Raw genomic sequence first — 20,471 nt, 5'->3', positions numbered from 1 at the left:
TTGGCAGTAGCGGTTCGGCAGACGGGTTGCAATGTACCGGCACGACGGCGGAACTGGGCCAGCGTCTATGATGTGGTCAGCGGCTGGAACCGGCCCGCCGGCGATGCCGCCAGTTCGGCCCAGTCGATCTCTTCCTCCAGCCGGTGGTAGGCTTCGTCGCCGATCGTGCCGTTGCTGCGCAACTCCTCGAGCGTGTCGCGCTGGCGGTTGATGGCATAGAGGCGCAGCCGGTCGTATTCGGTCGCGGCCTGAGCGTCCTCCGGGTTTTCCGCAATCAGGCGCTGCGCTTCATACTGTTCGCGCACGACGGCGGCGGCCGCAGATGTCTTGCGGCTCAGCACGTCCAGTGCTGCCTGCATGATGGCGACGCGCGCCTGCGCCACCTCATTGTCGACGGTTCTATCGGGGTCGAAGTTGATCCAGCGCAGCAGCGGCTTCAGCGTCATGCCTTGCAGCACCAGCGTGCCCAGCACCACCGCGAAGGCGGCAAGCACTATCGGGTCGCGGCCGGGAAAATCGGCCGGCAGCGCAATGGCCACCACCAGCGTCACCAACCCACGCATGCCGCACCAGCCGACAATGACGGCGCCGCCGAACGTCGGCAATTCCCGCCTTGCCTCTTGGCTGCCGAAGCGGGCAAGCCACCGGATGATCGCGACGTAACTCGCCACCCAGACAAGGCGCGCGACGATAACGACGACCAGCACCGTTGCGGCGAAAAGGAATGCTTCGCCTTGCCCGTCGCCGGCCAGCCTGCCAACGATCGTGCGTGCCTGCAGGCCCATCAGCACGAAAGCCAGCACGTTGAGCACGAACACCGCCGACTCCCAGACCGAATAGGTGCTGACGCGGCGTCTCGCCGACGACTGGCGCGGCGCCCTGCGCGCAATGGTCATGGCATAGACGACGATGGTGATGATGGCGGAAAGGCCGAGCCTGTCGGCGATGATCCACACGGCGAAGGTTCCGGCAAACTGCACCACCGTGCTGCTCGCCGCATCCTCGATGCGGCCGAGCGCCAGCAGCGAGACGCGGCCAAACAGATAGCCCGCGATCACACTGCCGATCGTTGCCAGCAGGATCACCGGAACGGCGTTGCTGAGCATGATCGTGCCAAGCGCCGCCGAAACCGCCAGCCGGTAGATCAGCAGCGCCGTGGCATCGTTGAGCAGGCTCTCGCCCTGCAGGATGGCGGTGATGCGGTGCGGTACCTTGAACTGGCTGAGCACGGCGGATGCGGCCACCGCATCCGGTGGCGCGACGATGGCGCCAAGCGCGATTGCCGCCGCGATCGGCAGGCCGGCCATCTTCCAGCCGACCAAGGCAACCACCACGGTGGTGAAGACCACGGCGCCTAGCGCGAGCAACGCGAGCGACAGCCGGTAGCGCTTGAGGTCGCGCAGCGACGTGTCATAGGCGGCGTCGAGAAGCACCGGCGCGATGAACAGGGCAAGCGCCAGCTCCGGATCGATCTCGATCGTCGGCGCACCGGGTACGAAGGCAATCGCGACGCCGGCCAGAGCCAGCAGGGACGGATAGGGAATTTCCAGCCGCCGCGACAGCGCCGTCAGCGCGACGGCAGCCAGAAGCAGGATGAGGGTAAGTTCGAATAGCGCCATGGCCCATCGTAGCGGCGAAGCGGCATCATGGGCAGTGGCTGGATGGCAAGATGCTGTTGATTGTCCAGCAAACGCCCGACCTTGGCAGGATACGGCCGTTCATCGCGCTGGCCTGATTCGACCGTCTCGGTTCCCTTGGGATGCTGCTTTTACTAGTGCAGCACCAGCATGTCGCTCGATGAAAACGATATCTCCGCCTTCTCGCCAACAGCCGGCGGTGGTGTGGCCGGGCTGTTGAAGGTGTCGAGCGACACCGTGTTGCCGCCGATGCCGACGCGAACGCGAATGACCGAGCCGAGGAAGTGCACTTCGGAGATTTCGCCCGACAGGCTTGAATCGCGACCGGGCTGGCGTCCGAGCGAGATCGCCTCGGGACGCAGCGCCAGCGACAGCGTGTCGCCCGACTTCGAGCCGTTGAGCTTGCCCTTGAGCGAGACTTCCTGCGTGTTGACTTGCACCGTGCCGGCCGCGGCGTCAGTGACCTTGCCTTCGAGCACGTTCAGCGTGCCGACGAAGTTGGCGACGAACTTGGTCGCCGGCCGGTTGTAGATCTCGAACGGCGTGCCGACCTGCTCGGCCTTGCCGCCATACATCACCGCGATGCGGTCGGAGATCGACAGCGCCTCTTCCTGGTCATGGGTGACGAAGATGGTGGTGATGCCGAGCTTCTTCTGGATCGAGCGGATTTCCTCGCGCAACGACACACGTACCTTGGCGTCGAGCGCCGACAGCGGCTCGTCGAGCAAAAGCAGCTTCGGCTTCGGCGCGATGGCACGCGCCAGCGCGATGCGCTGCTGCTGGCCGCCGGAAAGCTGGTAGGGATAGCGGTCGGCCATCTGCGGCAGCTTGATGATGTCGAGCATCTCGGCCACGCGTCTGTCGATGTCCGCCTTGGGCATGCCGGCGACCTTCAGGCCAAAGCCGATGTTTTGCGCCACCGTCAGGTTGGGGAACAGCGCATAGGCTTGGAACACCATGCCGACATTGCGCTGGTTGGGCTTTAGCCTCGTGATGTCCTTGCCTGCGACGACGATCTTGCCCGCCGACGGCTCTTCGAAACCGGCGACCATGCGCAGCACGGTGGTCTTGCCGCAACCCGATGGCCCAAGGAAGGATACGAACTCGCCCGGCTCGACATCAAGATTGAAATCTTCGACCACGGTGGTGGCGCCGAAGGATTTTCGCACATGCTGGATGGAGAGGAATGGTTCGGCCATGGCTTTTTCTTTCGATCAGTACTTTGTCGATCAGTTCGGGCGGTTCGCCGATCTCGGCGCGAAACGGGACAGGATCTGGATCAGCGACATACAGCCCCAGGTGATGGCGAAGGCGATGATGGCAAGCGCCGCCGGCTCATAGGCGCGGTTGGCGCCAACGTTTTGCAGATAGGGGCCGAAGGCGGGCCGGTTGAGCAAGCTGGCCATGGTGAATTCGCCAATGACGATGGCGAAGGTAAGGAAGGCGCCCGACAGCACGGCGATCAGCACATTGGGCAGGATCACACGACCAATGATCGTGCCCCAACCGGCGCCAAGGATCTGCGCCGCTTCGGTCAGCGTCCTGACGTCGATGGTGCGCAGTCCGGTATCGACCGCGCGATACATGTAGGGCAGCGCCAGCATTGCATAGCCGATGACCAGCAAGGCATTTGTGCCCATGTCGGTCGCCAGGAACGGCAGCGGCGAATTCGAACCGTACATCCTGATATAGCCGAAGACGATGACGATGGCGGGAATGACCAGCGGCAGCAGCGTGATGAACTCTACGATCGGCCGCAGTTGCGGCAGGCGCAGTCGAATCCAGTAGGCGGCGGGCACCACGATCAACACGCCCAGAATGATGGTGAAGATTGCGGCAAGCACTGAGTAGCCAAAGGTCGCCTGAAAACGAGGGTCGCCAAGCACGATCTGATAGGCGTCGAAGGAATAAGCGCCGCGCCGCATGCGCAAGGAAAATTCCACCGTCGCGATCAGCGGAATGAAGAAATAGGCCGCGCCCAGCCCGAAGACGACCCAGGCCCAGAATTTTCCGGACTTCATTTCAGCCACCTCTCCGAGCGCGTCCGGAACCAAATGTAGAAGACATTGGCCAGCCCGGTGATGACGATCATGCCGAAGGCGATCGCATAGCCGAGATGGGCATTGTGCAGCACGTCACCGCGTATCTGCGCATAGAGCAGGATCGGTACGATGTTGAGTGAAGAGCCGGTCAGCGCATAGGCGGTGGCGATGGCGCCGAAGGCATTGGCGAAGAGCAGGATGACCGTGCCGAGGAAACTCGGCCAGATCACCGGGATGACCACCATGCGCCAGTATTGCGTCTGGGTGGCGCCAAGCGTCGCCGCAGCCTCGCCCCACTCCTTCTTCAAGCCGTCGATCGCCGGCGTGATGATGACCACCATTAGGGGAATCTGGAAATAGACATAGGTCAGCGTCAGGCCCCAGAACGATAGGATGTTGAAGCCGTGCGCATAAATGTTGAGGCCGAACACGGTGTTGAGCAGCACCGTGGCGAGACCGAGGCGTCCGAGCGTGGCGATGAAGGCGAAGGCCAGCGGTACGCCGGCGAAATTGGAAGCCACGCCGGAGAATGTCAGCGTCGCCGAACGTATCCACTCCGGCAGGCCGCCGCGCACGATGGCGATGGCGATGCCGAGACCTGCGAAGGCGCCGATCAGCGACGAGGAAAGGCTGACCTTGAGCGAGATCCAGTAGGCGGCGACAATCGATGGCTGCGCCAGTGCTGCTATGTTTTCGAACGTGAATTCGCCGGCATCGTTCTGGAATGCACCCAGCATCAGATAGAGCGTGGGTAGGATCAGGAACATGATGGCGAAGATGAAGAATGGCGCAACGCCGAGCCACTGCGTCGGCAGTCGCATTGCACGCGCCTCGCTGGGGGGCGCGGTCTTCCCGGCAACTGCGTGATCGGAAAGCGAGATATCTGTCATGCGCCGGCTACCGTCTCCGAGGAACACCGGGCGGCCGCGAGGCCGCCCGGTTGGTTTCAAGCCTTACTTGACGTTGGCGCCGACGACGGCATCCCAGTTCTTGGTGACGGCTTCCTTTGCCTTGCCCTGCTCGTCCAGCGTCGGGAACACCGCGGCAGCGTAAGCCTCGGCCGGCGGCAGCTTGGCCATCACGTCCGCCGGGAGCTTGCCGTTCTTGGCAAGATCGTTGAAGCGGATCGGGTGGCAATAGCCCTTCAGCCAGCCGATCTGGCCTTCGTCGGAGTAGAGATACTCCAGCCAGAGCTTGGCAGCGTTCGGATGCGGTGCGAAAGCACTGATCGCCTGCACATAGACGCCGGCAACGACACCGGTCTTCGGCACGACGACGTCGACGGGCGGATTGCCCTTCAGCGTGTCGCGACCGGCAAGTGCATTGTAATCCCAGGTCACCAGGATCGGCGTCTGGCCTTGTGCCAGGGTCGCCGGTTTGCCGATGACCGGCACGAAATTGCCGGCGGCGTTAAGCTTCTTGAAGAAGTCGAGACCAGCAGTGCCAGCAGCTTCGCCGGCAGCCGCACCACCGGAAATGCCGGCCGCGTAGACGGCCTGGATGGCCTGGTTCGAGGCGCGCGGGTCGCCGGCAAGCGCCACGGTGTTGGCGAATTCCGGCTTCAGCAGGTCAGCCCAGTCAGCCGGCGCTTCCTTGACGAGGTCCTTGTTCACCAGGAAGGATAGCACGCCATAGTAGTCGCCGGTCCAGTAACCATCGGCATCCTTGGCGCTGTCGGGGATCGAGTCCCAGGTCGACACTTTGTAGGGCTGGATCAGGCCGTCAGCCTTGGCGGTCGGGCCGAAGGACAGGCCAACGTCGATGACGTCGGGCGCCTGCGGGCCCTTGTTGTCCTTGTTGGCCTTGATCGCCTCGACCTCGTCGCCGGAGCCGGCATCGGGGTTGAGTTCGTTGATGGTGATCTCAGGATACTTTGCCTTGAAGCCGTCGATGACGGCGCCGTAGCCGCACCAGTCATGGGGCAGCGCGATGGTCGTGAGCTGGCCTTCCTTCTTCGCTGCGGCAACCAGTTCATCCATGGACTGGGCCGACGAGATAGCAGAGGTCGCCATGAGGGCGACGGCCGAAAGGGAAAGCACTTTCCCTGTGAACTTGAACATGTGTTCTCTCCGTTGAACTGGCGTCCTGGACGCCTGCGATGCGGTATCGATTTCGTGTGACAGCCAGATGAAAGCTTTTTGAAACAGGCGCCCGGCGGCACGAAAAGTTAACTCTTTTTAACAGGCTGTAGCAATTAGCCTGCACTTAATTTCCCGGCTAATGGTTTATAGCCTTGTCTCTTGCCCCTTTGCCCTTTCCTTTCCCCTCGTTTCCAGATCAATTCCGGCACAGGAAACCGCCTCAGACCGTACCGGCGATAGAGTTTTCGAGCAGCGTCAGCGCTGCTTTCTTGGTCAGCTTGACCGGGTTGCCGCCGGCTGTCGGATCGACCACCGCCATGTCGGCGATCAGCCCCTTGCGCTTCTTGTCCATGTCGAGCCCCTTGATCAGGCCGGGCAGTGCATGCGGCACCTTCAATTCCTTGCGCAGCTTGACGATCGCTTTGGCAAAACCGTTGAACCCGCCCTTGATGCCGCAATAGGCAGCGAGCCGGGCAATCCGCTCCTCGATGGAGTCGCGATTGAAGGCCAAGACATAGGGCATGAACACCGCATTCGTCATGCCGTGATGGGTGTCGTAGAGCGCGCCGATCGGATGCGACAGCGAGTGGATGGCGCCAAGACCCTTCTGGAAGGCGGCAGCACCCATGGCGGCCGCACTCATCATGTGGGCGCGCGCGACAAGGTCCTTGCCGTTGGCGTAGGCCTTGGGCAGGTTCTCGAACACCAGGCGCACACCTTCCACCGCAATGCCGTCGGCCATCGGGTGATAGCCCGGCGCGCAATAGGCTTCGAGGCAGTGCGCCAGCGCATCCATGCCGGTGCCGGCGGTGATGAAGCCGGGCATGCCGACCGACAGTTCCGGATCGGCAATGACGATTGCCGGCAAAAGCTTCGGATGGAAGATCACCTTCTTGGTGTGCGTCGCCTCATTGGTGATGACGCCGGCACGCCCGACTTCCGAGCCTGTGCCGGCAGTGGTCGGCACGGCTATGATCGGCGCGATGGCATCCGAATTGGCGCGCGTCCACCAGTCGCCGACATCCTCAAAGTCCCAGATCGGCCGCGTCTGGCCAGCCTGGAACGCGATCAGCTTGCCGAGATCGAGCGCTGAACCGCCGCCGAAGGCGATGACGCCGTCATGCTTGCCCTTCTTGAACACGGCGATCCCGGCGGTGAGGTTGGAATCGACCGGGTTCGGCTTCACCTCGGAGAACACGCCATAGGATACCTTGGCGTCGTCGAGGATTTTCAGCGTCGAAGCGACGACCGGCAGTTTCGCCAACCCCGGATCGGTGACGAAAAGCGGCCGCTTAATGCCGGTGGCCGCGAGCACCTCAGGCAGTTCCTTGATGCGCCCGGCACCGAAGCGGACGGTGGTCGGGTAGTTCCATTTGGAGATCAGCTTGGACATGTCTTGTCTTTCAAAAAATCAGATGGCTTCGCGCAGATGGAAGGATTTCGGCCGGGTCAGATTGTCGTAGCCGAGCGCCGAAAGGGCGACGCCTTTGCCGGTGTCCTTGACGCCGGTCCAGACCAGCGCCGGATCGAGGTAGTCGCAGCGGTTCATGAACACGGTGCCGGTCTCGACGCGGTCGCCGATCGCCACCGCATGCTCGATATCGCCGGTCCAGATCGAAGCGGTCAGCCCGTAGGGGCTGTCGTTCATCAGCGCGATAGCCTCCTCGTCGTTACGCACCTTCATGATGCCGACGATCGGGCCAAAACTTTCCTCGCGCATGACGCTCATCTGGTGGTCGACGCCGGTCAGCACTTCCGGCGCCAGATAGGGCGAGCCGGCCTTGTCGTTAGCCACCTTCATATTGATGTGTGCGATTGCACCCTTGCGCAGCGCCTCGGCCTTCTGCTCGCGGATCAGGTCGGCAAAGCGCGCCTGCGCCATCGGCCCCATTGTCGTCTCCTGTTCCAGCGGATTGCCGACGACATAATTCTTCGTCTCGGCGATGAAACCTTCGACGAACTGGTCGTAGACCTTCTCATGCACATAGACGCGCTCGATGCCGCAGCAGCACTGGCCGGAATTGTAGAAGGCGCCGTCGACCAGATTGGCCACCGCATGGTCGAGCTTGGCGTCGGGCAGCACATAGGCCGGATCCTTGCCGCCGAGTTCGAGCCCGAGCGTCATGAAGGTGCCGGCCGCCGCCTTCTCGATGGCGCGGCCGCCGCCGACCGAACCGGTGAAATTGACATGGTCGATCTTGCCCGAGCCGAGCAGCTTCTCGGTCTGGGCATGGTTCAGCACGACATTCTGGAACACGCCCTTGGGCAGCCCAACCTTGTCGAACGCCTGCTGGAACCGTTCGCCGACCAGCAGCGTCTGCGCCGCATGTTTGAGGATAACGGTATTGCCGGCCATCAGTGCCGGCACGATGGTGTTGACGGCGGTCAGATAGGGATAGTTCCACGGCGCGATCACCATGACGACGCCGAGCGGATCCTTCTTCACATAGCGTCGGAAGCCGTCCTTCGGGTTGGATGCCGGCACGGATTTCAGCGCGGCTTCAGCGATCTCGACCATGTAATTGGTGCGTTCCCTGACGCCGCCGAACTCGCCGCCATAGCGCACCGGTCGCCCCATCTGCCAGGCGATCTCCGGCACGATCTCGTCGGTCATCGCGACCAGCGCTTCGAGCATCGCCAGCATAAATTTGCCGCGCTCGACGATCGGTGTCAGCGCCCACTTCTCCTGCGCCGCCTTGGCGCGCTCGACCGCGGCATTGATCGCCTGGTCGGTCGCGATCGGCCGCTCGGCGTAAATCGAACCATCGATGGGCGATTTGAGTTTTACGGTTTCCAAAGGATACTCCAAGTTAGCAGGCTAGGGTGCGCAGATGGCCATTGCGGCCATAGCGAAGGATGGGCTCGTCACGCGTCACCAGAACCATGTCCAACGCTCTCGCACTTGCCATCAGTATCCGATCCATGGGATCACTATGGGGCGGACCGGGCAGGTTGGATGACGCAATCAGAATGGCTGGTGAGATAGCGCTGAGCTTTGCCGACATTCGCTCGATGAATCTCTCCACGAAGTCGAGTGGCGCCAATGGCAGATTGAGCCGGCCCTTGGCTACGCCAATTCCGATCTCCCATGCCGACATCGGCGAAAGATACAGACGGCCGTCATAGGCCGCTTCCGAAATCTCCCGGCTTGCGTGCGGATCGATCAGACTATCGTTGGCGACAAAGATCATCGCACATGTATCCAGAAGCAGGTTTGGCTCTTCGCTCATTTACGCACCGCAAGTTTGCCGTCACGCGCGTCAGCCTCACCGCCCAGATAGCCCCGGTCCCATGGCTCGTCATCGAAAGGTTTGGTGATATCAAATCCGGCTTCGATTGTTATCAGGCCCTTCATGAAACCAAAACCGGGGTGGCGATCCGCGCGCGCCTCCTTTGGCGCGGCAGGCACGCTACCACTGGGCGGCGCCGAAATGGGTACTTTGCGAACGCGGCGAAATACCAGTTTCCCACTCCCTATATTGACGGATTCGGTCTCGAACCCAGCCTCAAGCCACTCCCTTGTCATGGGATTGTTGCTCGGATTGTTGCTCCACCATGCAGGGTATTGCTTCGATGCGGGCAGCGGCAGATTGAGCACTCTCTCGATTTCGGCGAATGACATCGGAACGCGATCGACATTTTGGGCAATGAGAAAGTCCTTGAGCGGCGCATATTTGGACATTGCAAACTCCTCAATGTAGCGCACTGCAGTTTACAGGTACCATATGGTACTAACTTCACTACATTGTCAACATTAAAGCTGTAAAAAGTTTTAATACCGCTCGAACCCCCTGTGCAGTTCCCAATCCGTAATCCGGCGGTCGTATTCGAACTGCTCCCACTTTGCGGTGTGGACATAATGTTCGAGCACGTCATCGCCGAGTGCCTGCTTCAGCATCTTCGACTTGGCCAGCGTCTCGGTGGCGTCGCGAAGCGTCTTCGGGATCTCTGGCAGGCGCGAGGCCTGGTAGGCATCGCCGACGAACGGCTTCTGCAGTTCGAGCTTCTCGTCGATGCCGGCAAGGCCGGCGGCGATCAGCGCCGCGAAAGCGAGATAGGGGTTCAGGTCGGCGCCGCCGATGCGGCATTCCATGCGGATGCCCTTGGTGCCCTCACCGCACAGGCGGAAGCCGGCGGTGCGGTTGTCCTCGCTCCACATGATCTTGGTCGGTGCGAAGGTGCCGGCCTGGAAGCGCTTGTAGGAGTTGATGTAGGGCGCCAGGAACCAGGTAAACTCCCTGGCGTATTTGAGCTGTCCCGCCGCCCATTGCTGGCCGAGGGTGGACAAAGTCCAGTCAGCCTTCTTGTCGAAGAACAATGGTGTCTTGCCATCGGCGCTCCACAGCGAATTGTGGATGTGGCTGGAGTTGCCCGCGAGCCCGTAATTGTATTTCGACATGAAGGAAATCGACTTGCCTTCGGACTCGGCAATCTCCTTGGCGCCGTTCTTCAGGATGACGTGGCGGTCCGCCATGTCGAGCGCCTCGGCATAGCGCACATTGATCTCTTCCTGGCCCGGGCCCCATTCGCCCTTGGAGTTTTCGATCGGGATGCCCGCCGCTTCCATCTCGTTGCGAAGCCGGCGCATGACGCCTTCTTCCTTGGTGGTGATGCCGATCTGGTAGTCGCCGATATAAGGCGACGCGGTGTCGAGCCCCTGCCAGTGCTTCTTGCGGGCGGAATCGTAGGTCTCGTTGAACAGGTAGAATTCGAGCTCGGAGGCGAAGTAGCCGATATAGCCGCGTTCGGTGAGCCGCTTGACCTGCTTTTTCAGCATCGCGCGCGGCGAATGCGGAAGGTCGTCATGGGTGTGGTGGTCGAGCACGTCGCAGATCACCAGCGCGGTCTTTTCCAGCCACGGAATCCGCCGCAGCGTCGCAAGGTCCGGCTTCATGACGAAGTCGCCATAGCCCTTCGACCAGCTTGCCGCCTTGTAGCCCGGCACCGGCTCCATATCGATGTCGGCGGCGAGCAGATAGTTGCAGCCATGCGTCTCGTCATGAGCAGAATCCACAAAGTACTGCGCCAGGAAACGCTTTCCCGCGAGCCGCCCCTGCATGTCGACGATGCAGGCCAGCACCGTGTCGATCTCGCCACTGGAGACCGCTTTCTTCAACTGATCGAACGAGAAATTTCCGGCCATTCCTTTGGCACTCCAGTGCTTGGTCGTTGAGGACGAAACCATAGCCGGCTGCACGCCGGCCATGGCCATGATGGTGACGTCAGTGGCCGGTTTCGCCGACCGCCTGTTCGGCGGCCTTAATCGCTGCCTGACGTGCCGCGATGATGTCCCCCAGCGGCGGGCCCTGGAAGCGATTGCGCTCGAAGGCGAACCAGACAATCGCCGTCAGGATGAAGAAGCCGACGGTGATGTACAGCGCCCAGTCGTTCGGCGGCTGGATGCCGATGATGAAGATCAGGATCATCGACACGATCGAGAGAACGCCGAACAGCATGAAGATGCCACGGCCCAGGTTCCACGGTCCCATCTTGTCCCACTTCGGCGTTCCCCAGGCCACCATGCCGAGCACGATCGGCACGGTGAAGGACAGGAACAGGAAGATGACGGTGCAGGACACGACGATGGTGTAGGCCGAGGTACCGGCGACCGAAACCAGCGTCGAACCCCAGACGAACAGCACCGACAGGACCGACGCCGTCCAGATCGCCGCCACCGGCGTGCGATAGGTCGGGCTGACCTTGGCCAGTGCAGACGAGCCCGGCAGGCCGCCGTCACGCGAGAAGGCAAAGATCATGCGCGAAGCCGAGGTGACGGTTGCGAGGCCGCACAACAGCTGGGCGATGAACACGACGAGGTAGACGAACTCCTTGAGGCCGGGACTGACGCGCTGGTCGAAGGCCCAGAAGAACACGTTCCAACCCTGCTTGGCGGCGTCGTCCATGTTGGGGATCATCAGTACGAAGGCGGCCAGGAACAAATAGCCGAAGACCGCCGACCAGATAACCGACATCACCATCGCACGCGGCACCGATGAGGCCGCCTTGATGGTTTCCTCGGAAGTGTGTGCCGAAGCATCGTAGCCGGTGATGGTGTAGATCGGCAGCAGAAGGCCGAGAGCGAACACCCAGGCGTTCGAGACGGACGGCCAGACGCTGGCGCCGGCCTCACCCGAGTAGTTGTGGAAGGTGAAGAGCCGGCTGAAATCCCAGGTCTCGGCGGAGAACAGGCAGACGACAGCAATCAGGATCGAGCCGAAGAAGATCAGGTAGCCCGAAAAGTCGGTCAACTTCGCAGTCAGCTTGATGCCGAGATGGTTGATCAGGGCCTGGGCGCCGGTGATGATGACCAGGAAGATCATCTGATTGGTCAGCGTACCCTCGATGCCGAGCGTCGGCCCGAAGGCGCCGATGAAGAACGTCCAGGTGCCGACATTGATGGCGCCGAGCACGGTGATCAGGCCGAGCAGGTTGAGCCAGGCCGTCACCCAGCCGGTGCCGCGATTGCCGAGGATCGAACCCCAGTGATAGAGGCCGCCGGCCGTCGGATAGGCCGAGCTGATCTGCGACATGGCGACCGCGAAGGTGAGCGAGACGAAGCAGCCGACCAGCCAGCCGATGCCGATGCCGATGCCACCGGCGCCCGACGTTGCCTGCGCCAGCGAATTGATGCCGCCCGACAGGATGCAGATGATGGAGAAGGAAACGGCGAAGTTGGAGAAGCGGCTTAGCCGCCGCTCAAGTTCCTGGGCGTAGCCCATGGAATGGAGGTGCTTTACGTCTTCCGCCTTGTCTGTGTCTGAATAACCCGGTGCTGCCATTGTAGTCCCCTTTGCATTCTTAACTGGCCGGCCCTGCCCCGGTCGGCTTTCGCCGGCCGGAGCATCTAGTCTTTGCTGTTAGCCTGCCGTCTGGCCGACGGCTGCTTCCGCGGCCGCGATCTCCGAAGCGCGGCGAGCAATGTCGGCGCCGATCGGCGGGCCCTTGAAGCGGCGCGATTCGATGCCGAACCACAGCACCACGAGCAGAACGATCAGGCCGATGGCATAGTTGATCAGGATGTCGAAGGGCGGCTGGATGCCGGCATACATCAGCACCAGAACGCCAAGCACCGTGATGACGGCGAACGGCTTGGACCAGATGCCGAGGCGGAACGGGCCGAATTCGGTCCAGCTCTTGCCCTCGGCAAGCAGGCCGGCGGCCACGGGCATGGCGTAGGACACGTAGAGGAACAATGCACAGCCGGCCGCCAGTGCGGCAAAAGCCGGCGAGTACAATGTCGCTGCGACCGCGAGCACCGCTCCGAGCCAGATTGCCGCCACCGGCGTGCGCCATGTCGGGCTGACGGTTTTCCACACCGACGAACCGGGCAGGCCGCCGTCACGCGCGAAGGCAAAGATCATGCGCGAGGTCGACGTCAGTCCGGCGAGAGCGCAGATGAAGTTCGCCAGCACGATTGCGATGGCAATGATGCTCTTCAGCAGGAATGGTGCCGGCAGGTTGTTGAAGAGATTGAACCAGGCATTAGCGCCATCCTTGGCCGTCGCTGCCAGATCGGGGCTGGCCAGTACGAACGAAACGGCCATGACGAAGCCGAACACCAGCGACCACAGGACCGAATGGATCATGCCGCGCGGCACCGCCACGCGGGCATTGTGGGTCTCTTCGGACGTGTGGGCCGAAGCGTCGAAGCCGGTGATGGTGTAGAGTGGGTAGAGCAGGCCGATCAGGAAGGCGACGAGTGCCGTCCGTGCGGTCGGAACGTAGCCTGCGCCTGGATCACCGGTGTTGTTGACGAAGGTGGTGAGCCGCGAGAAATCCCAGCTTGCGCCCCAGATCAGGAACATCGCGGTCAACACGACGGCGACGACCAGAATGAGGTAGCCCGAGAAATCCGTCAGCATGGTGGTGAGCCTGATACCGAAATGGTTGATCAGCGCCTGTGCGACCGTGATGATCACAACGCCGATCACCTGCTCCTGATAGCCCCACGCGGAGACGTCGTTGCCGAACACGCCGGACCAGACAAGGTCCTTGAACAGCGCGTAGACGCCGACATTGACCGAGGCGACGACGAAGACCAGGCCGAGCAAGTTGATCCAGGCCGTGGCCCAGCCCCAGCCGCGCCCGCCGAGAATTGACGACCAGTGGTAGAGACCGCCGGCCGTTGGGTAGGCCGAGCCGATCTGGCCAAGGGACGCGGCAACGACAAGTGCAAAGACGCCGCCGATGACCCAGCCGACAGTCGCCTCGAAGCCGCTGCCGGTCGCCATGGCCAGCGGGAAGGACGTGATGCCGCCCGCCAGAATACAAATGATCGAAAAGGAAATTGCGAAATTCGAGAAGCCGCTCATGCGGCGAGCCAACTCCTGGGCATAGCCCATGCTATGGAGGGTTTTTACATCCTCCGATCTTTCAGCGTCTGATTTGTCCGGTCCTGCCATTTTCGTCCCCTGTTTTTCTAGCTGGCCGATTGAACTGACTTTCCCATTGCGTGTCGCCGGGAACCCTTGGCCTCCTCGGGTTCCAGGTCAGAAAAAATGCCCGTGAGCAGATCCGCCCATTTCCGCTGCCCGGTCTCGCCGGAGATCTCGTCGTTGCGGATTTCGATCATTGCGCAGGCAAGGCCGCGCGAGCGTGCATGGCGCTCCAAAGTGAAATATACGCGGTCGGCCGGCGAATAGGGCTCGTTGATGCCGACAGTGACGCCGGAGAGCCGCTGCAGCGCCGCTATCAGCGGCGACGCCAGCCGGCGGTCGTCATCATGGATGATGCCGATATGCCAGGGCCGGTTCTTGCCCTTGTAGACCGGCGTGAAGGAATGCACCGACACCAGCCGGGTGTCCTGCCCACGCGCCTGCCGGTCGTCGATGATCGATGCGATCGTGTCGTGGAACGGCCGCCACGACAAAGCGATGCGCTCGGCGCGCTCACTGTCCGACAGGCCGGCATTGCCCGGAATGGCCGTCGTCTCGCTGACCGGCGGCACCAGGTCCGGTGCGTCGAGCGGACGGTTGCAGTCGATTATCAGGCGCGAGATGCGGGTTTCGATGAGCGTCGCATCGAGGGCGGTCGCGATGCGGCGCGCCACCGGCAGCGCGCCGGGGTCCCAGGCGATGTGGCGGGAGAGGTCCTCGGCCGGCAGGCCAAGCGTGCCGAATTCGGACGGCAGGAAGTTGGAAGCGTGGTCGCAGGTCAGCACGAAAGGGCTGGACCCGCCGGGGTTCGTCACCCCTACGGTATCAGACGATGCAAGGCTGGCGGGCCGTGCTCTCTCCATAGTCTGCCGTCCCCTGGGGAGCGCTGTATCTTATGTTACGTATTTTGCCTCATTGCGTCCCTGTGGATGATTTCATACAGTTTGTCCGGCTTTGTCAAATGCGATTTCGGGGAAGCGGTCTGGACGGGCTCAGGGGTGGGGAAAACGATGATTTCCAGCATTGCCGAACTGATTTCGGACCGCATCGGCACGATGCCGGCCGGCGAGCGCCGCGCCGCGCAGACACTGATTGCGAACTATCCGCTGATCGGGCTGAAGACGGTCGCCGAGTTCTCGACCGCCGCCGGCGTATCGTCGCCGACCATCCTGCGCTTTGTCTCCAGGCTGGGGTTCCAGAACTATCCCGAATTCCAGTCGGCGCTGCAGGACGAACTGGCGGCGCAATTGCAGTCGCCGGCATCGCGCACGCTCAACCCGGCCTCCCCAAGCGGTGCAGTATCGCCAATGCTGGAGGCGACGCTGGACAATATGCGCGAGACCTTCAGGCATCTCTCCGACAGACAGCTTGCCGACATCGCCGCAAGGCTTGCCGACCGGCGCGGCAAGACATTCCTGATCGGCGGCCGCTTCACCGATCCGTTGGCACGCTACATGGCCGCCCATCTCGCCATCATCCAGCCCGATGTCTATCACCTTGCCGGCCAGGAGAGCATCTGGCGCGACCGGCTGATCGACATGGGCAAGCGCGACGTGCTGGTGATCTTCGACATCAGGCGCTATCAGGACAGTCTGGTCCGCTTTGCCCAGACCGCGCATCAGCGCGGCGTTCAGATCGTGCTGTTCACCGACCAGTGGCTATCGCCGATCGCCCGCTTCGCCCGCCATGTCATTGCCGGACGCACCGCCGTGCCTTCGGCGTGGGACTCTTCCGCCGCTCTGTTCGTTGTCGCCGAGACGCTGATCGGCGCCGTCACCAGGCAGCTCGAGGCCGACAGCGCCAGGCGCATCCGCGACCTCGAAAGCCTGCGCTGACACGCTCAATCCCCGCCGCAAGTGCGCAAAATTACGCAGATTTAATGTGCATGGAAGCGGCAGAATTGCCATAAAGCCATGATATTGCGGCGGCTTCGCACATACCGGGTGCGTCGCTGCGCGTTTTTTTGCTTGGCGAAACCGGTAGACGTTTTGCCAACCGGAGTGTCGATGGCCGCCTGGAAACAGATCGTTTTTGCGCTTGTGATCCTGGTCGCGGCTGTCCTCGCCTGGGCGCGATTCTTCCCGGGCGCGCCGGAGGTTCTGGCACGCTGGGGCATCGACTGGACCTATGCTTCGGCGCCCGCCACAACCGGTGCGGTCGACACGACAAAACAGGCAGGCGGCCGCAACGCTGCCGGCCGCCCGGCAAATGTCGTCGCCTTGCCGGCGACCACCGCCACCATCAACGATCGCCTGCAGGCGATCGGCACCGGCCGCGCCAACGCCTCGGTGACGGTCAACCCATACAGCTCTGGGCGCCTCGTTGAATTTCTCGTCCAATCCGGCACCCGCGTCGACAAGGGGCAGATCATCGCTGTTCTCGATTCCGAGACCGAGGTGATCTCGCAAGATCGTGCCAAGCTTGCCTTGCAGGATGCCCAGGACAAGCTCGAGCGGGTGAAATCATTGAGGGCCTCCAACGCCGCGACCCCGGTCGCCGTCGCCGATGCCCAAGTGGTGCTGGCCGGCGCCAAACTGGCGCTGCAGGATGCCGAACTCGCCTTGCAGCGTCGTTCGATCGTCGCCCCTATCGCCGGCACGGTCGGCATCCTGCCGATATCGGCCGGCAATTACGTCACCAGCCAGTCGGCGATCGCCACGCTTGACGACCGCTCCTCCATCCTGGTCGATTTCCTGGTGCCCGAGCGCTTCGCCGCCGCCGTCAAGGTCGGCGCGCAACTGTCGGCGACGCCGATCGCCAATCCGAGCAAGGCCTATACCGGCACTGTGTCGGCCATCGACAACCACATCGACGAAAAGAGCCGCACCCTGCTGGTCAAGGCTGCAATCGCCAATCCGGCGGATTCGCTGCGCGCCGGCATGTCGTTCGGCATCACCATGCGCTTCCCCGGCGACACCTATCCGGCCGTCAGCCCGCTGGCAATCCTGTGGGGTTCCGACGGCGCCTATGTCTGGCAGGTCGAGGACGGCAAGGCCAGGCGCGTTCCCGTGCGCATCATCCAGCGCAACACTGAGACGGTGCTGATCGACGCTGAGATCGAGGATGGCGACATGGTCGTCACCGAAGGCACCCAGAGCGTCAGCGAAGGCGGCGCGGTCCGCATCGCCGGCCAGGATCAGCGCGCCGCGGAAGCTGCCGAAGGCTCATGACTGCACCCGTCAGCACCGCCAGCGAAACCGGCTTCACCGCACTCTTCATCCGCAGGCCGGTTATGGCCTTCGTGCTGAACACGCTGATCGCAGTGGCCGGCCTTGCCGCTTTCTATGGCGTCGAAATCCGCGAACTGCCCGATGTCGACCGCGCCGTGGTCACCGTGTCGACGGCCTTCGAGGGTGCCGCCGCCGAAACCGTCGACCGTGAACTGACCGACACCATCGAGGGCGCGGTCGCCCGCGTCTCCGGCGTCAAGTCGATCTCGTCGACCTCTTCCTTCGGCCAGAGCCGCGTCACCATCGAGTTCAACGACGGCGTCGATTTGAACGTCGCCGCCTCCGACGTGCGCGACGCGGTCGGCCGTGTCGCCAACATGATACCGGAGACCGCCGACCCGCCGCGCATCGTCAAGGCCGATGCCAATTCCGATGCCGTGATGCGACTGGCCGTCACCTCCGACACCATGTCGGTGCAGGACATGACGGTGATCGTCCAGGACCAGATCGAGGACGAACTGGCTGCCGTGCCTGGCGTCGCCGACGTTCAGGTCTATGGCGACCGCGACAAGATCTTCCGCATCGATGTCGACCAGAACAAGCTCGCCAGCCTCGGCTTCACTGTCGCCGATCTGAGGGCAGCGCTTGCCTCGGTCGCTTTCGATTCACCAGCCGGTTCGATCACCACCACCAACCAGGATCTCATCGTCCGCACCACGGCCGATGTGACGACGCCGGAAGAATTCGAAAACATCATCATCGGCGGCACGACGCGCATCCGCGACGTCGCCACCGTCACGCTCGGTCCCGACATCGGCCAGACCTCGTTGCGCTCCGACGGCAAGACCGGCATTGGCCTTGGCATCATCCGTCAGGCGGAATCGAACACGCTGGATATTTCCACCGGAGTGAAAGCAGCCGTCGCCAAGCTGCAGGAAAACCTGCCCAAGGGCATGTCGATCAAGATCACCAGCGACGACGCAGTCTTCGTCAACGGCGCCGTGCACGAGGTCGAGATCGCGCTCGGCCTGTCGATCTCCATGGTGCTGATCGTCATCTACATCTTCCTGCTCGACTGGCGCGCGACGCTGATCCCTGGTCTGTCAATGCCGGTCGCCATGATCGGCACCATCGCCGCCATCTATCTCGCAGGCTTCTCCATCAACATTCTGACGCTTCTGGCGCTGGTGCTGGCGACCGGCCTTGTCGTCGACGACGCCATCGTCGTTTTGGAAAACATCGTGCGACGGCGCAACGAAGGCATGGGGCCTCGTGCCGCCGCCGTGCTCGGCGCCCAGGAAGTGTTCTTCGCAGTCATCGCCACGACGCTGACGCTCGTTGCCGTTTTCGTGCCGATCTCCTTCCTGCCGGGACAGACCGGCGGCCTGTTTCGCGAATTCGGCTTCGTCCTCGCCATGTCGGTGCTGCTCTCCTGCGTGGTGGCGCTGACGCTGTGCCCGATGCTGGCCTCGCGCATGTTGACCGGCGCATCGCTCCACCATGAAGGCGGTCACGGCATTGGCGCGCGCGTCGGTGGCGCGCTGAACGCGGCCTACAAGCGCGCCTTGCATGCCTGCCTCGGCGCGCCGTGGATCGTGCTGCTGGTTGCGGTGCTGTTTGCGGGCGTCGCCTTCAGCCTGTTCGGCACCATCCGCCAGGAACTGACGCCGAGCGAGGACCGCACCGTCGTGCTGTTGCGCATCAACGCGCCGCAAGGCGTCAGCCTCGATTACACCACGCAGCAGATGCAGAAGATCGAGCGGCTGATCCAGCCGCTGCGCGATTCCGGCGAGATCGTCTCGACCTTCGAAAACGCCGGCCAGAACGGCGCCTACAATTCCGGCTTCATGGTGATGACGCTGGCGCCGTGGGACGAGCGCACGCGCAGCCAGCAGGAGATCATGGCGCAGATAAGCCAGCTGACCCGGCAGGTGCCATCCGTGCGCATCTTCCCGGTGCAGGCCAATAGCCTCGGCATTCGCGGCGCCGGCAACGGCCTGCAATTCGCGCTGGTCGGCAACGACCGCAAGGCGCTCGGCGACGCGGCGGTCAAGATCATCGCCCGGATGCAGGCCGATCCGCGCTTCCAGACGCCGCGGCTTTCCATCGACCCGACGCAGCCGCAGCTGGCGGTGGCCATAGACCGCGAGCGCGCCTCCGATCTCGGCATCGACATATCAGGGCTCGCCAACACCTTGCAGGCGATGCTCGACGGCAACGATGTCGTCGATGTCTACATCGCCGACCGCAGCTATGGCGTGAAGCTGGTCTCGACCACCAACCCGATCAATGATCCGACCGATCTGGAAAACATCTTCCTGAAGACCGCCGACGGCCGCTTCGTGCCAATGTCGACCATCGCCACGCTGACCGAGCGCGCCGTGCCGCCGTCGCTGACCCGCGAACAGCAGCAGCCTTCGGTGGCGATCACCTCGAACCTGAACGGCAATTTCGCACTGGGTGACGCGCTCGGCGTTGCCGAGCAGATCGCCGCCCCGCTGCTGCCGCCGGGCAGCCGCGTCCTGCCGCTGGCCGAAGCCGCGACGCTCGGCGAGACCAACAGCGCCATGATCACCATTTTCGGCTTCGCGCTGGTCATCATCCTCCTGGTGCTTGCCGCCCAGTTCGAAAGCTTCGTCAGCGCCGTCATCATCATGGCGACGGTCCCGCTCGGCCTTGCCTGCGCAATCTTTGCGCTGCTTTTGTCAGGCACCAGCCTCAATGCCTACAGCCAGATCGGCCTCGTGCTTCTGGTCGGCGTCATGGCCAAGAACGGCATCCTCATCGTCGAATTCGCCAACCAGCTGCGCGACCGCGGCCTCGGCGTGCGCGAGGCGATCGAGCAGGCCTCGATCATCCGCCTGCGGCCGGTGATGATGACGATGATCTGCACCATCCTCGGCGGGGTCCCGCTGGTGCTGGCCGCCGGCGCCGGTGCCGAAGCGCGCATCGCGCTCGGCTGGGTCATCGTCGGCGGGCTGGGTCTCGCCACCGTCTCGACGCTTTTCCTGACCCCGGTCGCCTACCTCCTGCTCGGCCGCTTCGTCACGCCGAAGACGCATGAGGAAGCGAGGCTGAAGCGGGAGCTTGAGGAAGCGGCGTACGCCAATGTCGAGCCGGCGGAGTAGCTCCGCTTACCCTCCCCCTTGTGGGGAGGGTCGGACCG

Annotated in this window: 16 protein-coding genes; 3 read left to right on the top strand and 13 right to left on the bottom strand. The window is 62.9% G+C overall.

The features are described 5' to 3' along the window. Positions 1 to 65 precede the first annotated feature (65 nt). The 13 genes from NLY42_RS13280 to NLY42_RS13220 all read right to left on the bottom strand — a co-directional run bounded on the left by NLY42_RS13280 (position 66) and on the right by NLY42_RS13220 (position 14,998). The gene (locus NLY42_RS13280) at positions 66 to 1,619 is read right to left on the bottom strand and encodes a cation:proton antiporter (protein WP_023704038.1); all 1,554 of its coding nucleotides are present in this window, start codon (positions 1,617 to 1,619) and stop codon (positions 66 to 68) included. A gap of 152 nt (positions 1,620 to 1,771) precedes the next feature. Beyond that, positions 1,772 to 2,836 carry an ABC transporter ATP-binding protein gene (locus NLY42_RS13275; protein WP_023683214.1) on the bottom strand — a complete coding sequence of 355 codons (1,065 nt, stop codon included), beginning with the start codon at positions 2,834 to 2,836 and terminating at the stop codon, positions 1,772 to 1,774. Positions 2,837 to 2,866: 30 nt separating this feature from the next. Next, positions 2,867 to 3,658 (bottom strand): ABC transporter permease, encoded by a 792-nt coding sequence (locus NLY42_RS13270; protein WP_023671171.1) that lies wholly within the window; start codon positions 3,656 to 3,658, stop codon positions 2,867 to 2,869. After that, entirely contained in the window at positions 3,655 to 4,569 is a 915-nt protein-coding gene (locus tag NLY42_RS13265; protein WP_023671170.1) for an ABC transporter permease, read from the bottom strand. The genes NLY42_RS13270 and NLY42_RS13265 overlap by 4 nt, the downstream gene beginning before the upstream one ends. A 63-nt stretch (positions 4,570 to 4,632) precedes the next feature. Continuing rightward, positions 4,633 to 5,739, bottom strand: a complete 1,107-nt coding sequence (locus tag NLY42_RS13260) for an ABC transporter substrate-binding protein (protein ID WP_023671169.1) — start codon at positions 5,737 to 5,739, stop codon at positions 4,633 to 4,635. A 241-nt stretch (positions 5,740 to 5,980) separates the two neighbouring features. Next, positions 5,981 to 7,153 (bottom strand): iron-containing alcohol dehydrogenase, encoded by a 1,173-nt coding sequence (locus NLY42_RS13255; RefSeq protein WP_023755042.1) that lies wholly within the window; start codon positions 7,151 to 7,153, stop codon positions 5,981 to 5,983. Positions 7,154 to 7,171: 18 nt separating this feature from the next. Next, positions 7,172 to 8,557, bottom strand: a complete 1,386-nt coding sequence (locus NLY42_RS13250) for an aldehyde dehydrogenase family protein (RefSeq protein WP_023756310.1) — start codon at positions 8,555 to 8,557, stop codon at positions 7,172 to 7,174. 13 nt (positions 8,558 to 8,570) lie between these two features. After that, entirely contained in the window at positions 8,571 to 8,951 is a 381-nt protein-coding gene (locus NLY42_RS13245; protein WP_245263563.1) for a type II toxin-antitoxin system VapC family toxin, read from the bottom strand. A 35-nt stretch (positions 8,952 to 8,986) separates the two neighbouring features. Continuing rightward, a complete protein-coding gene (locus tag NLY42_RS13240; RefSeq protein ID WP_023695631.1) occupies positions 8,987 to 9,442 on the bottom strand; it encodes a DUF7662 domain-containing protein in 456 nt (151 codons plus the stop codon). A gap of 90 nt (positions 9,443 to 9,532) precedes the next feature. Beyond that, positions 9,533 to 10,903 carry a glutamine synthetase family protein gene (locus NLY42_RS13235; RefSeq protein ID WP_023701008.1) on the bottom strand — a complete coding sequence of 457 codons (1,371 nt, stop codon included), beginning with the start codon at positions 10,901 to 10,903 and terminating at the stop codon, positions 9,533 to 9,535. Positions 10,904 to 10,982: 79 nt separating this feature from the next. After that, positions 10,983 to 12,539, bottom strand: coding sequence for an amino acid permease (locus NLY42_RS13230; protein ID WP_023691841.1), 1,557 nt, complete (start codon positions 12,537 to 12,539; stop codon positions 10,983 to 10,985). 78 nt (positions 12,540 to 12,617) lie between these two features. Then, the gene (locus NLY42_RS13225; protein WP_023691842.1) at positions 12,618 to 14,162 is read right to left on the bottom strand and encodes an amino acid permease; all 1,545 of its coding nucleotides are present in this window, start codon (positions 14,160 to 14,162) and stop codon (positions 12,618 to 12,620) included. Positions 14,163 to 14,179: 17 nt separating this feature from the next. Beyond that, positions 14,180 to 14,998 (bottom strand): N-formylglutamate amidohydrolase, encoded by an 819-nt coding sequence (locus NLY42_RS13220; protein ID WP_023671161.1) that lies wholly within the window; start codon positions 14,996 to 14,998, stop codon positions 14,180 to 14,182. Between the two features lie 147 nt (positions 14,999 to 15,145). On the opposite strand from NLY42_RS13220, the gene NLY42_RS13215 reads away from it, so the two are divergent. The 3 genes from NLY42_RS13215 to NLY42_RS13205 all read left to right on the top strand — a co-directional run bounded on the left by NLY42_RS13215 (position 15,146) and on the right by NLY42_RS13205 (position 20,433). After that, positions 15,146 to 15,970, top strand: a complete 825-nt coding sequence (locus NLY42_RS13215; RefSeq protein WP_023671160.1) for a MurR/RpiR family transcriptional regulator — start codon at positions 15,146 to 15,148, stop codon at positions 15,968 to 15,970. Between the two features lie 171 nt (positions 15,971 to 16,141). Continuing rightward, positions 16,142 to 17,305: an efflux RND transporter periplasmic adaptor subunit gene (locus tag NLY42_RS13210; protein ID WP_023691844.1), complete on the top strand. Its 1,164-nt coding sequence runs from the start codon at positions 16,142 to 16,144 to the stop codon at positions 17,303 to 17,305. Further along, positions 17,302 to 20,433: an efflux RND transporter permease subunit gene (locus NLY42_RS13205; RefSeq protein ID WP_023755045.1), complete on the top strand. Its 3,132-nt coding sequence runs from the start codon at positions 17,302 to 17,304 to the stop codon at positions 20,431 to 20,433. The genes NLY42_RS13210 and NLY42_RS13205 overlap by 4 nt, the downstream gene beginning before the upstream one ends. Positions 20,434 to 20,471: the final 38 nt, after the last annotated feature.

The organism is Mesorhizobium sp. C372A, assembly GCF_030323245.1.
Lineage (GTDB): Bacteria > Pseudomonadota > Alphaproteobacteria > Rhizobiales > Rhizobiaceae > Mesorhizobium.
This window is presented reverse-complemented; position numbering and strand designations above follow the sequence as displayed.

Bases quoted from the DNA above. Each gene is read 5' to 3' on its own strand.
- NLY42_RS13280 (WP_023704038.1), bottom strand. From the start codon at position 1,619: ATGGCGCTATTCGAACTTACCCTCATCCTGCTTCTGGCTGCCGTCGCG.
- NLY42_RS13275 (WP_023683214.1), bottom strand. From the start codon at position 2,836: ATGGCCGAACCATTCCTCTCCATCCAGCATGTGCGAAAATCCTTCGGC.
- NLY42_RS13270 (WP_023671171.1), bottom strand. From the start codon at position 3,658: ATGAAGTCCGGAAAATTCTGGGCCTGGGTCGTCTTCGGGCTGGGCGCG.
- NLY42_RS13265 (WP_023671170.1), bottom strand. From the start codon at position 4,569: ATGACAGATATCTCGCTTTCCGATCACGCAGTTGCCGGGAAGACCGCG.
- NLY42_RS13260 (WP_023671169.1), bottom strand. From the start codon at position 5,739: ATGTTCAAGTTCACAGGGAAAGTGCTTTCCCTTTCGGCCGTCGCCCTC.
- NLY42_RS13255 (WP_023755042.1), bottom strand. From the start codon at position 7,153: ATGTCCAAGCTGATCTCCAAATGGAACTACCCGACCACCGTCCGCTTC.
- NLY42_RS13245 (WP_245263563.1), bottom strand. From the start codon at position 8,951: ATGATCTTTGTCGCCAACGATAGTCTGATCGATCCGCACGCAAGCCGG.
- NLY42_RS13240 (WP_023695631.1), bottom strand. From the start codon at position 9,442: ATGTCCAAATATGCGCCGCTCAAGGACTTTCTCATTGCCCAAAATGTC.
- NLY42_RS13235 (WP_023701008.1), bottom strand. From the start codon at position 10,903: ATGGCCGGAAATTTCTCGTTCGATCAGTTGAAGAAAGCGGTCTCCAGT.
- NLY42_RS13230 (WP_023691841.1), bottom strand. From the start codon at position 12,539: ATGGCAGCACCGGGTTATTCAGACACAGACAAGGCGGAAGACGTAAAG.
- NLY42_RS13225 (WP_023691842.1), bottom strand. From the start codon at position 14,162: ATGGCAGGACCGGACAAATCAGACGCTGAAAGATCGGAGGATGTAAAA.
- NLY42_RS13220 (WP_023671161.1), bottom strand. From the start codon at position 14,998: ATGGAGAGAGCACGGCCCGCCAGCCTTGCATCGTCTGATACCGTAGGG.
- NLY42_RS13215 (WP_023671160.1), top strand. From the start codon at position 15,146: ATGATTTCCAGCATTGCCGAACTGATTTCGGACCGCATCGGCACGATG.
- NLY42_RS13210 (WP_023691844.1), top strand. From the start codon at position 16,142: ATGGCCGCCTGGAAACAGATCGTTTTTGCGCTTGTGATCCTGGTCGCG.
- NLY42_RS13205 (WP_023755045.1), top strand. From the start codon at position 17,302: ATGACTGCACCCGTCAGCACCGCCAGCGAAACCGGCTTCACCGCACTC.